The sequence below is a fragment of the Bradyrhizobium sp. NAS96.2 genome (genome assembly GCF_001908235.1).
Taxonomy (GTDB): Bacteria; Pseudomonadota; Alphaproteobacteria; order Rhizobiales; family Xanthobacteraceae; genus Bradyrhizobium.
On sequence record NZ_LGHK01000100.1, the window covers coordinates 113,363 to 127,599 of the forward strand.

Below are 14,237 nucleotides of genomic sequence, written 5' to 3' on the forward strand. Positions count from 1 at the left end.
ATTGCGAGCGAAGCGAAGCAATCCATCTTTCCGCTTGCCGAGACATGGATTGCTTCGTCGCTTCGCTCCTCGCAATGACGGTTGGATAAGGCGTTACGACCCCGCCAGCCACCAGGTCTGGATCGTCGCCGCGAGATTGTTCAGCCCGTGCAGCAGGATGGTCAGCCAGGTCGAGCCGGTGCGGAAGCGCAGATAGCCGAACAGGAGCCCGATCGTCAGCACCTGGCAGAGGAAGAACCAGTCGTACTGCAGGTGCATGATGGTCCAGACCAGCGATGACAGCAGGATCGCGCCATACGGGCCGAGCGCGGATTCCGACCAGCCGCGATAGAGCCAGCCGCGAGCGAACAGTTCCTCCCAGAGCGGCGCAGCCACGGCGAAGGCGATCACCAAAAGCCACAGCGCGCTATGCTCCTGCGCCGATTTCAGCACGTCGCCCATGAAGCCCGGCGTCACCTCGCGGCCTGTGGCGCGGGACACCATGTCCCAGGCGCCGACCAGCACGATGAGCGAGACGATGCCGATGATCACGTTCTTCCACGACGTCCCGCGCAGCCCGAGATAATCGGCGAACGAAATCCGGGTCCGGCGGATCGCGAACCACAGCACCAGCAGCACCATCGGCAGGCCGGCGAGCACCGAGAGCGAGATCGTCAGGCCGTCGGCGACCACATGGGTGATGCCGGCCGCCGACAATTCGCCGCCCTGCGCGATGATGCGGTAGACAATGACGGCGACCTGGCCGAGGAACATCGCAGCGAAGATCAAAAGGCCCCACAGTGCGGTGCCCCAGAACTTCCAGACCCGCGGAGGGCGTGGCGGAGCATCGGGAACGGCAGGCGGCGTATTGAGATTGAGAGCGTCCATCAGCAAACCTTTATGGCAACGCCCGCGCCAGCAGCGCGCGCTGATCGGCATCGGAGAGGTCCACCGCGCCGTACATGCCGGCGTGGCGTTCGGCAAGCCGTGTCGCCGCGAACAGCTCGGCATTGTCAGGCGAGACCTGGTTGAGCGCCGCGGCGGCCGCCAGCAGCGCCAGCTGCTCGACCGCCAGCCGCGCGATGCGCTCGCTGTCCGGACGGCGGAACGCTTGTCCGATCGACGCAACCGCCTCAACGGCGCCCGGCAAGCCCCTGGTCGCGTCGGCGAGCGCACGCAACACCGCGAGCGCGGCATCGGCCTCGCGGCCGAGCGCGCGCAACACGTCGAGGCACATCACGTTGCCGGAGCCTTCCCAGATCGCATTGACCGGCGACTCCCGGTAGTGGCGCGCCAAAATGCCTTCCTCGACATAGCCATTGCCGCCGAGGCACTCCATCGCCTCATAGAGGAAGCCAGGCGCGCTCTTGCAGGTCCAGTATTTGATCGCCGGCGTCAGCAACCGCATGTAAGCGGCCTCGCCTGCATCGCTGGGCGCGCGGTCGAAGGCGCGGCATAGCCGCATCACCAGCGCGACCGACGCCTCGACATGCAGCGCCATGTCCGAGAGCACCGCCTGCATCAGCGGCTGGTCGGCGAGATGCTTCTGGAACACGCTGCGATGCCGCGCGTGATTGAGCGCATGCGCCAGCCCCGAGCGCATCAGGCCGGCAGATGCGATCGCGCAATCCTGCCGCGTCAGCTGCACCATCTGGATGATGGTGCGGATGCCCTTGCCCTCCTCGCCGATCAGTTCGGCATAAGCGCTGTGGAATTCGACCTCGGACGAGGCATTGGAGCGGTTGCCGAGCTTGTCCTTCAGGCGCTGGAAGTGGATCGCGTTGACGGTGCCGTCGGGCGCAAAGCGCGGCATGAAGAAACAGCTCAGGCCGCCGTTGGTCTGCGCCAGCACCAGGAACGCGTCGCACATCGGCGCCGACATGAACCATTTGTGCCCGGTGATGCGCCAGGCGCCGCTATCGGGCTCGGCGCGCGTCATGTTGGCGCGCACATCGGTGCCGCCCTGCTTCTCCGTCATGCCCATGCCGAGCGTCATGCCGCGCTTGGTCCACCACGGCGCAAAGCTCGGGTCATAGGCGCGCGTGCCGATGACCGGCATCGTCTTCGCCAGGATCTCCGGCTGCGAAGCAAGCGCTGCGACCGAGGCGCGCGTCATCGTGATCGGGCAGAGATGGCCGGTCTCGACCTGGGAGGCGATGTAGAATTTCGCCGCGCGCACCACCTCGGCCGCGCCGCCGGCCGGCTTGCCGTCCGCGGCCCCGGTCGAATTGTGCACGCCGGCATGGGCGGAGTGCGCCATCAGCTCGTGATAGGCCGGATGAAACTCGACCTCGTCGCGGCGATTACCCCTGGCATCGAAGGCGCGCAGCTTCGGTGTGTTCTCATTTGCAACGCGGCCGCGTTCCGCCATCACGGCGGAGCCCCAATGCTTGCCGAAATCGGAGAGCTCAGCTGACGCCGACGCCCCGCCATTGGCGGCCACCGCGGCCACGAGCGGCGCGTCCGCCGCGAACAGGTCGATGTTCTCAAACGGCGGCGACTGGTTCAGCACGTCGTGGGTGGCGAACGGAGCCTGCGTCATGGTCTCCTCGGGATTGGTCTTTCTGCGCACATGATACCCGGACAACTGGCCTGCTCCGGTCGGGGATCACGGCAGCTGGAATCGAGGGATAATAAGCCCGCGCGCCGGCGCGGGGCAGCGAAAAATGCGCACTCGGCTAGATGCTTCCGTGGCTCGGCGCGTGGCGGCCGAGCTTACGATCCAGCCAGTCGTTGGCGCGGGTCTTGTTGGCGTCGTTGCGGGACGCCTGGACCGGGAAGATGTCGCCGGCGTGCAGCGGCCGGTCGTCGGGATAGGCCGCCATCTGCAGATTCGACTCATGCGTCGCCCCATCCACCGGGGAGACATAGGCAAACCGGATCTCGATCTTGTGCTTGATGTCGTAGCCCTGCCATTTCGGATGTTTGCGCGCCAGAAGCTCGGTTAGTTCGCACGGCAGCAGATCGGACGTCGAGCTCCGATTTCCCTCCGTCTTTTCCAGATAGCATTGCTCCTTGACGCTGCTGACGCGGGCGTCGATCGGGCGGAAATTCACCCGCTTGTCGAACTCGCGATAGGCATAGAAGCCGGCAAGGCCAATGGCGATCATCCCGTAGACGCCGACACGCATGACGAGCTCCCAAACCGCCGCGACGATCAGATCGTGCGCGTCTTGTCCGCCTTGGTCTTGGAGGCCAGCACCGGAAACACGTCGCCGGCGTGCAGCGGCTTGCCGTTGGGGAAGTAGGACATCTGCAGGCTCGACTGATGCGAGACGCCATCGACCGGCGAGACGTAGACCACGCGCACCTCGATCTTGTGCCTCAGGTCGTAGCCCTGCCACTTCGGATGCTCCTTGCGGAGCAACTCGGCAACCTCACAACGGGTCAGGTCAGAGGTCCACGTCGTCTTGGTGATGACGCCGCGCTCGACCTTTTCGAGATAGCATTGCTCGTTGACCGCGCTGATGCGTGCATCGACACGCTGATAATTCGCACCCTTGTCGTATTGATCGTAGATCGCGATGCCGGCGGCGCCGACGGCAATAAGTGCAAAGGCTGCAAAACGCATGCTTCGTTCTCCCGCAATGCCCGCACCTCACACGGCCACAATTAAAGAGTGTTGAAAGAGCATTCAGCCACTTATGCGATGGCAAGCTTTGTCTTGCCGAAATGCCTTGGATTTGAGGAAATCCGGCGCTAGTGCGCGCGCGTGATCGGGAAATCGTAGGCCGAGCCACCGGCCCCCGGCAGCGAAAAGTGCCACCATTCCTTTGAATAATTCACAAATCCCTGACCGGCCATCGCCGCGACCAGCATGCTCCGCCAGCGCCTCTGCGCCGGCGTGATCGAGCCCGCAGCGGTGTGGGCCTTGACATCGGAACAGTCATAACCGGTGCCCATGTCGACGCTGCCTTCCGGGGCGCGCGCGGCGACCGGCGCAGTGCAGTCGGCATAGTCCTTGGCCGGATCGAATTTGCGCGAATTGTCGGCGGTCAGATCGACCAGCGTGAGGTCGACCGCGGCACCGGTCGAATGCCCCGAATGCGTGGCGATATAGCCGAGGCGGAACAAATCGGCCTTCGAGAACGCCGGGTTATAGCGCCGTTCGGCGGCGGTCTCCTTGCCGCTCCTCGACCATGCCACCATGTCGGCGACCGCGCGGGTCGGCCGGTAGCAGTCGAACATCTTCAGCGACAGTCTTTGTCGCGCCAGTTCCCGCTGCACGGCCTTGAGGCGCAGGCCCACGCCCCGCTTCACCACGCATTCCGCCGCGTCATAGCCCGCGATCGGCCGGCCGATAAAGTTGTTCGCGCCGGCGTAGCGGATGTCCTGGATGATGGTCGGATCGATGTCGCGCAGGAACGCGAAGTCGCCCGGAAGGCCCTGGGCAAGGACAGTTGAGACCAAGCCCGCAACAGCGACGAGGATCCCGACAATTTTCAAGCTCTCCCTCCGGCGCAGCCGCCGGGCTGGTCCCGGCCGTCCACGTCTTGTTCCGGAAAGACCAGCAAAAGCAAGCGATCGGTGGCCCGCCAGGCTCGGGCATGGCGGCCGAGAAGGCGGCCACATCTTACTCGGGGAAAACTCATCTGGCCCCTCTTCGCGCTTGCCCCACCGGCCATCCGCGCCTATAGCTCTGGCTTTAATGACCCCATCATTAAAATCGACTTTTGTCCTCGGTCACCGGCATCTGCTGGGCATCGAGGGCCTTTCCGCTGACGACATCACGGGCCTGCTCGACCTCTCCGAGGAGTATGTCGAGCTCAACCGCCAAGTCGACAAGAAACGCGCCAGTCTGCGCGGCCGCACCCAGGTCAATCTGTTCTTCGAGGCCTCGACGCGGACCCAGTCCTCGTTCGAGATCGCCGGAAAACGCCTGGGCGCCGACGTCATGAACATGTCGGTGTCATCGATGTCGACCCGCAAGGGCGAGACCTTGATGGACACCGCCGTGACGCTGAACGCGATGCATCCCGACATCCTGGTGGTGCGCCACCACGCCTCCGGCGCGGTCGAGCTGCTGGCACGCAAGGTTGACGGTTCCGTGATCAACGCCGGCGACGGCAGCCACGAGCACCCGACCCAGGCGCTGCTCGACGCGCTGACGATCCGCCGCAACAAGGGCCGGCTCGAGGGGCTGACGATCGCGATCTGCGGCGACGTGCTGCATTCGCGCGTGGCGCGCTCCAACATCTTCCTGCTCAACACCATGGGCGCCCGCGTCCGCGTGGTAGCACCCTCCACGCTGCTGCCGCCCGGGATCGAGCGGATGGGCGTCGAGGTCGCGCGCGACATGCGCGAGGGACTGAACGGCGCCGACATCGTGATGATGCTGCGGCTGCAGCGCGAGCGCATGAACGGCTCCTTCGTGCCGTCGTCGGGCGAGTATTTCCACTATTTCGGCCTCGACCAGAAGAAGCTCGGCTACGCCAAGCCGGACGCGCTGGTGATGCATCCGGGCCCGATGAATCGCGGTGTCGAGATCGACACCTTCGTCGCCGACGGCGCGCAATCGCTGATCCGTGAACAAGTCGAAATGGGTGTGGCGGTGCGCATGGCAGTGCTCGAAGCGCTCGCCCGCAACCTGCCGAACGCGTGAGACCGATGCTGACTGACCGCCGCCCCATCCTGCTCGCCAACGCCCGCGTCATCGATCCGTCCCGCGACTTCGACGGTCCGGGCGACGTCCTGATCGCCGACGGCGTGATCCGAGACGCCAAGCGCGGCATCGGCGCCGCCGGCGTCCCCGAAGGCACCGACATCGTCAACTGCGCCGGCAAGATCGTGGCCCCCGGCCTGATCGACATGCGCGCCTTCGTCGGTGAACCCGGCGCCAGCCATCGCGAGACGTTTGCGTCCGCCAGCCAGGCCGCCGCCGCCGGCGGCATCACCACCATCATCTGCCAGCCCGACACCTCGCCGGTGATCGACAATTCGGCGACCGTCGACTTCGTGCTGCGGCGCGCCCGCGACACCGCGATCGTCAACATCCATCCGATGGCGGCGCTGACCAAGGGCATGCAGGGCCAGGAGATGACCGAGATCGGTCTGTTGAAGGCCGCCGGCGCGGTCGCCTTCACCGATGGCGACCGCAGCGTCACCAACGCCCAGGTGATGCGGCGCGCGCTGACCTACGCCCGCGATTTCGACGCGCTGATCGTGCATCACACCGAGGACCCGCATCTGGTGGGCGAAGGCGTGATGAACGAAGGCGAGTTCGCCACGCGGCTCGGCCTCGCCGGCATTCCGACCGCCGCCGAGTCGATCATGCTCGAGCGCGACATGCGGCTCGCCGGGTTGACCGGCGGGCGCTATCACGCGGCCTCGCTGACCTCGACGGAGTCGCTGGAGATCCTCAAGCGCGCCCGCGACGCCGGCCACACTGTCTCGGCCTCGGTCTCGATCAACCACGTGACCCTGAACGAGAACGACATCGGCCCCTACCGCACCTTCCTGAAGCTGGCGCCGCCGCTGCGCACCGAGGAGGACCGTAAGGCGCTGGTCGCGGCGCTGGCCTCCGGGCTGATCGACGTCGTGATGAGCGATCACAATCCGCAGGACGTCGAGGTCAAGCGGCTGCCGTTCGCGGAAGCGGCGAGCGGCGCGGTCGGCCTGCAGACCATGCTGCCGGCAGCGCTACGGCTGATCCACAATGGCGAGATGGACTTCAAGACGCTGATCCGGGCGATGTCGACGCGGCCGGCGGAACTGCTCGGCCTGCCGGGCGGCACGCTGCGCGCCGGCGCTCCGGCCGACGTCATCGTGATCGACGCCGACACCCCCTGGGTGCTCGATCGCGACGATCTCAAGTCGCTGTGCAAGAATACGCCGTTCGACGACGCCCGCTTCTCTGGCCGCGTGACGCGGACCATCGTCGGCGGACGCACCGTGTACGAACACGTCTAAATCGGAGTGGAACCTAACGCGCCGCGAGTTGCGACATCGCCTCCATCGTCGTTCCAACGACGATGGCCGCGACGTAAACGACAAACAAAACCTGCTCCAGCCGCCTGCGAACAGAAGCCATGATAAGCTCCCTCATTTCCACGGCCATGGTGCGGATCGATGGTTAATATTTCATTGATGGATTCGTCCAAATTGGACCGGACCGGCCGTCCAGGGAGCCACCGCGATGTCTGCTGACGCGTTCCTGCCGGTCGCCTTCCTGATCGGCTATCTCCTGGGCTCGATCCCGTTCGGCATGGTCCTCACCCGCCTCGCCGGCACGCAGGATCTGCGCACCATCGGCTCCGGCAATATCGGCGCCACCAACGTGCTGCGCACCGGCCGCAAGGGTCTCGCCGCGGCGACGCTGATCGGCGACATGCTGAAGGGCACGGTTGCCGTCATCATCGCGGGGACGATCGGCGGCCCGAACGCGGCAATGCTGGCGGCGCTCGGAGCGTTCCTCGGCCACCTCTTCCCGGTCTGGCTGAAATTCCGCGGCGGCAAGGGCGTCGCGACCTATCTCGGCGTGCTGCTCGGCCTGTTCTGGCCGGCGGCGCTGATCTTTGCCGTGGTCTGGCTCGGCACCGCCTACACCACACGCTACTCGTCGCTGTCGGCGCTGATCGCCGCGTTCGTGACGCCGCTGTTCCTATGGTGGTTCGGCCACAACGCGCTGGCGTCGCTGTTCGCCGTGCTGACGCTGCTGTTGTTCTACATGCACCGCGAGAACATCAAGCGCCTGCAGGCCGGCACCGAAGGCAAGATCGGCGAGAAGAGGTAGCTCTCCGTCATTCCGGGGCTCGCGCAGCGAGAACCCGGAATCCATTGGGCCGCGCGTATTGCCGTGAAATGGATTCCGGGCTCGCGACTGCGTCGCGCCCTCAGGTGCGCAATTGCGCACCGGGGGAATGACAACGGTTATTTCCTCAGCGCTTCCTCGACGAAGCTCGCCGCCGCCAGCGCCTTCGCGTCGTCGCCGAAGCCCGCAATCACGGTCACGCCGACGGGCAATCCGCCCTCTGCGGTCAGGGTCGGCACGTTGACGCAGGGCACGCCCATCAAGGTCCAGAGCCGGTTGTAACGGGGATCGCCCGTCGACGTCAGGCCCTTGGGCGCCGCGCCCGGCGCCGACAGCGTCAGCAGCACGTCGACTTCGGTGAGAACAGTGGCGAGCGCCTGCCGCGCGCGCACCGTGACGTCCATCGCCGCGTCGTATTCGGCTGGCGTGCCGCCCTTGCTCTCGTCGAGCCGGCCGCGCAGCAGCGGCGGCATCGCATCGTAGTTCTGCCGGTATTCCCAGGCGAGCGACTGGTGCGCCTCGAACTCCTGCACGTCGGGATGGATCCGCCACGCCTCCGCGATGACGTCAGGCACGGCAATCTCGCGCACCGTCGCGCCCGCCTGCTCCGCGGCGCGCGCGGCCCTCTGCAACGCCTCCGCGCCGAATGGTTCAGGCGCGCCGGCGAACGCCTGCGTCACCACGCCGATGCGCGGCGCCGCGAGCTGCGCTGGCACCACGAGGTCAGGCCGCCTCGTCATCGCAGCCAGCCCCAGCGCGACGTCGCGCACGTCGGCGCCAAACAGCCCGACGGTATCGAGCGTCCATGAAAAACACTTCACGCCAACGGTCGGCAGCAGCCGGTAGCTCGGCTTGATCGCGGCGACGCCGCAGAACGAGGCCGGCCGGATTACCGAGCCACCGGTCTGCGTGCCCAGCGCCAGCGGGATCATGCCGGCGGCGACCGCGGCTGCCGAGCCCGACGACGACCCGCCCGGCGTGTGCCCATGATTGCGCGGATTGAGCGTTGCGGTCGGATCGGTCGCCGCAAACGCGGTCGTCGTGGTCTTGCCGATGATGGTCGCGCCGGCCTGCTTCAGCGCCATCACGACCGGCGCATCGGCGCGCGGCTGATGGCCGCGGTAGATCGCAGCACCCATCTCGGTCGGGAAATCGGCGGTATCGATGATGTCCTTGATTCCGACCGCAATGCCGCGCAACGGCCCGGCAGTTTGCGCTCGGGCGCTCTTGTCATGGCAGACAAAGGCGCCGATCGCGTTGTCCTGCGCACCGATCGCCTGCAGCGATTGATCGATGGCCGCTTCAGGCGACAGCGCGCCCCGCTCGATACGCGCTTGGAGGTCGGCAAGTGAGATCATGGGCAGCTTCCCTGGCATTGGCGGCTGCTTTTAGCGCGTTGCGCCGAGCTGCGCCAATGTCGCAGTTGATCACAATCTCAGGTTGGGCGAAGCTGCACCCCGCATGCATGACCGGTCCCCCAGCGCAACAAAACTCACCGACACCGAACGGCTCAACCGCCTGCGGCTGATCCGCTCCGACAGTGTCGGCCCACGCACCTTTGCATCGCTGCTCCGCCATTTTGGCGATGCGGCGCAGGCGCTGGAGCGCCTGCCGGATCTCGCGCGCCGCGGCGGCGCATCGGGCCCCTCGCGCATCTGCACCGAGGCTGATGCGGCCGCGGAGCTCGCGGCCTGCCGCAAGTTCGGCGTCGACCTCGTCGCACCGGAGGAAGCGCATTATCCGGCGCGGCTTGCCACCATCGACGATGCACCGCCGCTGCTCGGTGTGCGCGGTGACCGCAACAGTCTGATGCGGCCGATGATCGCGATCGTCGGCTCCCGCAATGCCTCCGGCGCCGGGCTGAAATTTGCGGGCGCGCTGGCGCGTGATCTCGGGGATGCCGGCTTTGTCGTGATCTCGGGCCTTGCCCGCGGCATCGACCAGGCAGCACATCGCGCCACCGTCGCGAGCGGCACGGTCGCCGTGCTGGCAGGCGGCCACGACAGGATCTATCCGCCAGAGCATGAGGATCTGCTGGCCGCGCTGCTCGCGCGGGGCGCGGCGATCTCGGAGATGCCGCCCGGCCACGTGCCGCGGGCGCGCGACTTTCCCCGCCGCAACCGGCTGATCTCGGGCGCCTCGCTCGSCGTCGTGGTGGTGGAGGCSGCGCACCGTTCGGGCTCGCTGATCACGGCGCGGATGGCGGCCGAACAGGGCCGCGAGGTGTTCGCGGTGCCGGGCTCGCCGATCGACCCGCGCGCCGCCGGCGCCAACGATTTGATCAAGCAAGGCGCCACGCTGGTCACTGAAGCCGCCGACGTAATCAATGCGGTCACGCCGATCATGGAGCGGCCGATCATGCTCACCGCGCGCGAAGACGACGAGCCGCTGGATTTTGCCACGGATGGCGGCGATCGCGCCCGCATCATCAATCTGCTCGGGCCGAGCCCGATCAGCCTCGACGATCTGATCCGGATGGCGGACGTCTCGCCCGCAGTCGTCCGCGCCGTGCTGCTGGAGCTCGAGCTCGCCGGCAAGCTCGAGCGTCACGGCGGCGGGCTGGTGTCGATGATCTGATCAGTCGCGCGATCTCTCACCGTCATCCTGAGGAGCGCGGAACGCGCGTCTCGAAGGATGCACGGCCCGACTGTGGCCGTCGACCCTTCGAGACGCCGCTTCGCGGCTCCTCAGGGTGACGGGTCCATAGTCTCAGCGCGCTGAAGCTGGAAATCACTCCGCATTCCGCGCATCGAAATCATTTCGCGCGCCCTCGATCTCCGGCAGATGCGCGAAGGCCCATTCGCCGAGCGCCATCACAGGCACGGCGAGCCCGCGGCCGAGATCGGTCAGTTCGTAGTCGACCCGAGGCGGAATTGTCGGAAACACCGTGCGCGTCACCAGACCGTCGCGCTCCAGCCCGCGCAGGGTCAGCGTCAGCATGCGCTGCGAAATGCCGTTGATCATGCGCTTCAGTTCGTTGAAACGGCGCGGTCCGTCGCGCAGCAGCATGATGACCAGCACACTCCATTTGTCGCCGACGCGCGACAGCACAGAGGCCACCCCGCGGCAGTCCTGATGCTCCGCCGGATTGGGCGGCGGGCCGGTTACATACATGTGCTCGGGTTTCATCGGTGTGCTCGGGTTTCAAAAATGTGCGTTCTTGCGGAGATTTAGGGCGGTCACTCATATAGCGCCAGTTACAAACCTATACCAAAGGTGACCTCAGCCATGAAACTTCTGCACATCGACTCCTCGGTCCTCGGCCCCCACTCCGTCAGCCGCCAGGTCTCCGCCGCCGCCGTCGAGCGGCTGCGCCAGGCCAATCCCGGCCTGGTCGTGAGCTACCGTGACCTCACCCAGACCCCGCTCGCCCACCTCTCCGGCCTGCACCTCGCCGCCAGCCAGGGCGCAGCCCCCGATCCGTCGGTGCGCGACGACATCGCGACCGGCCAGGCGGTCCTGGACGAATTCCTCGCCGCCGACATCGTCGTGATCGGTGCTCCGATGTACAATTTCACCATTCCGAGCCAGCTGAAGGCCTGGATCGATCGCGTCGTGGTCGCGGGCAAGACCTTCAAATACGGCGCCGGCGGCGTTGAGGGACTGGCCGGTAACAAGCGCGTCGTCATCGCGATCTCGCGTGGCGGCTATTACGGCGCCGACACGCCGATGGCCGCGCTCGAGCACCTCGAGACCTATCTGCGCGGCGTGTTCGGCTTCATCGGCGTCCGGAATCTCGAATTCATCCCTGCCGATGGCATCCAGGTCGGCCCCGAGCATCGCGAAAAGGCGGTCGCAGGCGCGCTGCAGGCCGCCGGCAGCCTGAACGCTGCCTAGTTCCGGAGCAGCTGTCGTCACCCGCGAAAGCGAAAGCGGGTGACCCAGTGTTCCAAAGGCGGTCGTGATTGAACCGATGGGCCGCGGCGTACTGGATATCCCGCACGCGCGGGGTATGACGGATGTGAGGGAGCCTCAGAACCAGACGCCTTGGATGCCGCAGATGACGGCGATGAGCGAAATCAACAGGCCGATGCCGGAAAACAGCGCGACCGTCACAAGCTGTGCCGAGTCTGACGAGTCTGAATTGTCGGACGCAGACGAAACCTTGATCGGGGTCGCAATACGAACTGCTTTCGGCATGACGGCACTCCAAATGATTTCGTGGTGAAAAAAATCCCGCCCTGTTCAAGAGTCCCGGGAACACGTCAAAGGTTCAAGCATGGTCCGGAAAACTGCAAAGCGGTTTTCCGAAGAGATCACGCTTAGACAACGAAGCGATGATAGTCGTGCACGACAGCGGCCGGTGTGATCCGTTTCACACCGGCCGCTCCGTACAATGAGAAACAGATTTTAGCCGCGATAGATCGGCGCCCCGGCGGGCGACGCCGTTGAGCCGCCATCGATGAACAGTTCCTGCCCCTGCACATGGGCCGCGTCGTCGGAAGCCAGGAACAGCACGGTCTTCGAGATGTGATCGGGTTCGCCGATCCGCCCGAGCGGGGTGGTCATGCCGATCCGCTGCTCGAACGCCTTCTCGGCCTCGGGCGTTGCGATCGCAGCACCCCAGATCGGCGTACGCACCGCGCCCGGCGCCACCACGTTGACACGGATGTTGCGCGGCGACAGTTCTGACGCCATCACCCGCGCCATCGCGCGCACACCGGCCTTGCTCGCGGCATAGGCCGAGTAGCCGGGATTGCCGAGCACCGAAATCACCGAGCCGTTGAGGATGATCGACGCGCCGTCGTTGAGATAAGGCGCGACCGCCTGCACGGTGAAGAACACGCCGGTGAGATTGGTGCGGATCACATTTTCGAATGCCGCGAGTGTGGTGCCGCCGACCGGCGTCTGGCCGGGAATGCCGGCATTGGCAAACAGCACGTCGTATTTGCCGAACTTCTCGGCGCCCTGCTTCACCGCGTCTTCCAGCGCCGCGACGTCGGTGGCATCGGCCACGACAGCGAGCGCTTTCGGTCCGAGTTCCCTGGCCGCCGCCGCCAGCGTCTCCTTGTTGCGCCCGGTGATGACGACCTTGGCGCCTTCCGCCACGAACAGCTTTGCCGTCGCGAGCCCGATGCCGCTGTTGCCGCCGGTGATCAACGCCGTCTTGTTTGCCAGTCTCATGTCCGCCTCCAATGTGGTTGCATTATTAAACTTCGTTGCCTACCTAGGGCATCGGGTTTAATATTGCAACCACACAAGGTCGTGATGGCTCATCAAAGCGTTTTCGAGCGAAGTGGATACCGGTTCGCGTGAAGAAAACGCGCCAAAACAAGATTCCGGAGATGCGTGGTGAAGAGAACCAGCCTTGCAGGCGACAGTTGCCCGGTGGCACGCGCGCTCGACGTGTTCGGCGACTGGTGGTCGCTTTTGATTATCCGCGACGCCAGCCTTGGCCGGCGCCGCTTCGGCGAATTCCAGGCCAGCCTCGGGCTTGCAAAGAACATCCTCGCCACGCGGCTGCGCACGCTGGTCGAGCGCGGCATCCTGAAGACGGTCCCCGCCTCCGACGGCAGCGCCTATCAGGAATATGTGCTGACGCCGAAGGGCCACGGCATCTTTCCGATCCTGGTCGCGCTGCGGCAATGGACCGAGGAATTCGACGAGCATCCGGACGAGATCGCGACCATCATGGTCGACCGCGACAAGGGCAAGCCGGTGAAGAAGCTTGCGCTGTTGTCGCAGGACGGCCGCGTACTGGGCGCGGCCGACACGACGCTGAAGCTGAGGCCCGCGCGGAAGGCGGCACGGCGCGTGTCGGCATAGCGCTCTCCACCGTCATTCCGAGCCCGTCTCTTGGCGCGAAATTGCGCGAGAACGTAAGGCGCGTCAGCATCCTCACCTGTCATCGCCCGGCTCGACGGGGCGATCCAGTACGCCGCGGCTTCTCGGCTCAAGCTCAGGCGTCTCTGGAATACTGGATCACCCGCTTTCGCGGGTGTTGACACCGCGTGTTTGACATCTTGAATCGAGAACCCATCCTCATCGTCGTCCTGACGCAAGCCAGGACCCATTACCCCAAATCTCAGCTGTTGCGCGACGCTTGGGCCGCAATCCCGTTCATCACCGAATGCGGTGGTTATGGGTCCTGGCCTTCGCCAGGACGACGAATGGAGAGCGCCCCACCAGCCGCTCACGACAGCTTCCTTCGGCTGCGCGCCCGCAACTGCTCGTCGGCCTCCAGGCGGGTCATCGCGAGCAGATGGTCCAGGATTTCGAATTTGTGGCGCTGGGCGAGTTTGGCGAGTTCGGACGCTGCGGCTGCGATCAGGACCAGGGCGTCATCCGGGCCGCCCTCCCCAGCCATGTCGTCGCTCGCTGGTCGCCGCCGGCCGGGCGGCTTGCGCTTCCGACCGCCCCCTGTGCTGCTCAAAAGGCCTAATCCGATTCCCACCCCATATATAAAGAGATACGTCCTTTCCGGCCGCAACTCTAGGGCGCATTTTTCAACCCTTGAGATAGGAACTCCACAGTTTGAGCCCCACCTTCAATATCTGGCGATTTGACA

General features: G+C 65.6%; 16 protein-coding genes. 6 read left to right on the plus strand and 10 right to left on the minus strand.

Annotation, left to right across the window (positions count from 1 at the left end):
* Window positions 1-93: 93 nt before the first annotated feature.
* From AC628_RS22545 to AC628_RS22565, 5 genes are all read right to left on the minus strand, one after another.
* On the minus strand, window positions 94-867 hold the full coding sequence (locus AC628_RS22545; protein WP_074128915.1) for a CPBP family intramembrane glutamic endopeptidase: 774 nt from the start codon (window positions 865-867) through the stop codon (window positions 94-96).
* A 10-nt stretch (window positions 868-877) separates the two neighbouring features.
* Window positions 878-2,521: an acyl-CoA dehydrogenase family protein gene (locus tag AC628_RS22550; RefSeq protein ID WP_074128956.1), complete on the minus strand. Its 1,644-nt coding sequence runs from the start codon at window positions 2,519-2,521 to the stop codon at window positions 878-880.
* A gap of 136 nt (window positions 2,522-2,657) precedes the next feature.
* Complete coding sequence (locus AC628_RS22555) at window positions 2,658-3,110, minus strand: hypothetical protein (RefSeq protein WP_074128916.1); 453 nt, start codon at window positions 3,108-3,110, stop codon at window positions 2,658-2,660.
* Between the two features lie 26 nt (window positions 3,111-3,136).
* Window positions 3,137-3,550 (minus strand): hypothetical protein, encoded by a 414-nt coding sequence (locus tag AC628_RS22560; RefSeq protein ID WP_074128917.1) that lies wholly within the window; start codon window positions 3,548-3,550, stop codon window positions 3,137-3,139.
* Between the two features lie 128 nt (window positions 3,551-3,678).
* Window positions 3,679-4,425: a M15 family metallopeptidase gene (locus tag AC628_RS22565; RefSeq protein ID WP_143201748.1), complete on the minus strand. Its 747-nt coding sequence runs from the start codon at window positions 4,423-4,425 to the stop codon at window positions 3,679-3,681.
* A 202-nt stretch (window positions 4,426-4,627) separates the two neighbouring features.
* Here AC628_RS22565 and AC628_RS22570 point away from each other — a divergent pair, with 202 nt between their 5' ends.
* The 3 genes from AC628_RS22570 to plsY all read left to right on the plus strand — a co-directional run bounded on the left by AC628_RS22570 (window position 4,628) and on the right by plsY (window position 7,711).
* The gene (locus AC628_RS22570; RefSeq protein WP_026192854.1) at window positions 4,628-5,581 is read left to right on the plus strand and encodes an aspartate carbamoyltransferase catalytic subunit; all 954 of its coding nucleotides are present in this window, start codon (window positions 4,628-4,630) and stop codon (window positions 5,579-5,581) included.
* Between the two features lie 5 nt (window positions 5,582-5,586).
* The gene (locus AC628_RS22575) at window positions 5,587-6,888 is read left to right on the plus strand and encodes a dihydroorotase (protein WP_074128918.1); all 1,302 of its coding nucleotides are present in this window, start codon (window positions 5,587-5,589) and stop codon (window positions 6,886-6,888) included.
* Between the two features lie 226 nt (window positions 6,889-7,114).
* The gene (plsY, locus tag AC628_RS22580) at window positions 7,115-7,711 is read left to right on the plus strand and encodes a glycerol-3-phosphate 1-O-acyltransferase PlsY (RefSeq protein ID WP_074128919.1); all 597 of its coding nucleotides are present in this window, start codon (window positions 7,115-7,117) and stop codon (window positions 7,709-7,711) included.
* A 137-nt stretch (window positions 7,712-7,848) separates the two neighbouring features.
* Here the strand turns inward: plsY and AC628_RS22585 are convergent, their stop codons facing one another.
* Complete coding sequence (locus AC628_RS22585) at window positions 7,849-9,087, minus strand: amidase (protein WP_074128920.1); 1,239 nt, start codon at window positions 9,085-9,087, stop codon at window positions 7,849-7,851.
* 103 nt (window positions 9,088-9,190) lie between these two features.
* Here AC628_RS22585 and dprA point away from each other — a divergent pair, with 103 nt between their 5' ends.
* Window positions 9,191-10,306 carry a DNA-processing protein DprA gene (gene dprA, locus AC628_RS22590; RefSeq protein WP_074128921.1) on the plus strand — a complete coding sequence of 372 codons (1,116 nt, stop codon included), beginning with the start codon at window positions 9,191-9,193 and terminating at the stop codon, window positions 10,304-10,306.
* A gap of 153 nt (window positions 10,307-10,459) precedes the next feature.
* On the opposite strand, the gene AC628_RS22595 is transcribed toward dprA, so the two are convergent.
* Entirely contained in the window at window positions 10,460-10,858 is a 399-nt protein-coding gene (locus AC628_RS22595) for a winged helix-turn-helix transcriptional regulator (RefSeq protein WP_074128922.1), read from the minus strand.
* A 99-nt stretch (window positions 10,859-10,957) separates the two neighbouring features.
* Here AC628_RS22595 and AC628_RS22600 point away from each other — a divergent pair, with 99 nt between their 5' ends.
* The gene (locus AC628_RS22600) at window positions 10,958-11,566 is read left to right on the plus strand and encodes an FMN-dependent NADH-azoreductase (protein ID WP_074128923.1); all 609 of its coding nucleotides are present in this window, start codon (window positions 10,958-10,960) and stop codon (window positions 11,564-11,566) included.
* 135 nt (window positions 11,567-11,701) lie between these two features.
* Here AC628_RS22600 and AC628_RS44145 read toward each other — a convergent pair whose 3' ends face one another.
* Both AC628_RS44145 and AC628_RS22605 read right to left on the minus strand, forming a co-directional pair.
* On the minus strand, window positions 11,702-11,869 hold the full coding sequence (locus AC628_RS44145; RefSeq protein WP_168193423.1) for a hypothetical protein: 168 nt from the start codon (window positions 11,867-11,869) through the stop codon (window positions 11,702-11,704).
* Between the two features lie 210 nt (window positions 11,870-12,079).
* Window positions 12,080-12,853: an SDR family NAD(P)-dependent oxidoreductase gene (locus AC628_RS22605; RefSeq protein ID WP_074128924.1), complete on the minus strand. Its 774-nt coding sequence runs from the start codon at window positions 12,851-12,853 to the stop codon at window positions 12,080-12,082.
* A gap of 165 nt (window positions 12,854-13,018) precedes the next feature.
* Between AC628_RS22605 and AC628_RS22610 the strand changes: the two genes are divergently transcribed.
* Window positions 13,019-13,495, plus strand: a complete 477-nt coding sequence (locus AC628_RS22610) for a winged helix-turn-helix transcriptional regulator (RefSeq protein ID WP_074128925.1) — start codon at window positions 13,019-13,021, stop codon at window positions 13,493-13,495.
* Window positions 13,496-13,862: 367 nt separating this feature from the next.
* On the opposite strand, the gene AC628_RS44150 is transcribed toward AC628_RS22610, so the two are convergent.
* Complete coding sequence (locus AC628_RS44150) at window positions 13,863-14,036, minus strand: hypothetical protein (RefSeq protein ID WP_168193424.1); 174 nt, start codon at window positions 14,034-14,036, stop codon at window positions 13,863-13,865.
* Window positions 14,037-14,237: the final 201 nt, after the last annotated feature.

Coding starts and splice junctions, on each gene's coding strand:
- AC628_RS22595 (WP_074128922.1), bottom strand. CDS start 10,858: ATGAAACCCGAGCACATGTATGTAACCGGCCCGCCGCCCAATCCGGCG.
- AC628_RS44150 (WP_168193424.1), bottom strand. CDS start 14,036: ATGGCTGGGGAGGGCGGCCCGGATGACGCCCTGGTCCTGATCGCAGCC.
- AC628_RS22575 (WP_074128918.1), top strand. CDS start 5,587: ATGCTGACTGACCGCCGCCCCATCCTGCTCGCCAACGCCCGCGTCATC.
- plsY (WP_074128919.1), top strand. CDS start 7,115: ATGTCTGCTGACGCGTTCCTGCCGGTCGCCTTCCTGATCGGCTATCTC.
- AC628_RS22550 (WP_074128956.1), bottom strand. CDS start 2,521: ATGACGCAGGCTCCGTTCGCCACCCACGACGTGCTGAACCAGTCGCCG.
- AC628_RS22570 (WP_026192854.1), top strand. CDS start 4,628: ATGACCCCATCATTAAAATCGACTTTTGTCCTCGGTCACCGGCATCTG.
- AC628_RS22545 (WP_074128915.1), bottom strand. CDS start 867: ATGGACGCTCTCAATCTCAATACGCCGCCTGCCGTTCCCGATGCTCCG.
- AC628_RS22605 (WP_074128924.1), bottom strand. CDS start 12,853: ATGAGACTGGCAAACAAGACGGCGTTGATCACCGGCGGCAACAGCGGC.
- AC628_RS22600 (WP_074128923.1), top strand. CDS start 10,958: ATGAAACTTCTGCACATCGACTCCTCGGTCCTCGGCCCCCACTCCGTC.
- AC628_RS44145 (WP_168193423.1), bottom strand. CDS start 11,869: ATGCCGAAAGCAGTTCGTATTGCGACCCCGATCAAGGTTTCGTCTGCG.
- AC628_RS22585 (WP_074128920.1), bottom strand. CDS start 9,087: ATGATCTCACTTGCCGACCTCCAAGCGCGTATCGAGCGGGGCGCGCTG.
- AC628_RS22555 (WP_074128916.1), bottom strand. CDS start 3,110: ATGCGTGTCGGCGTCTACGGGATGATCGCCATTGGCCTTGCCGGCTTC.
- AC628_RS22560 (WP_074128917.1), bottom strand. CDS start 3,550: ATGCGTTTTGCAGCCTTTGCACTTATTGCCGTCGGCGCCGCCGGCATC.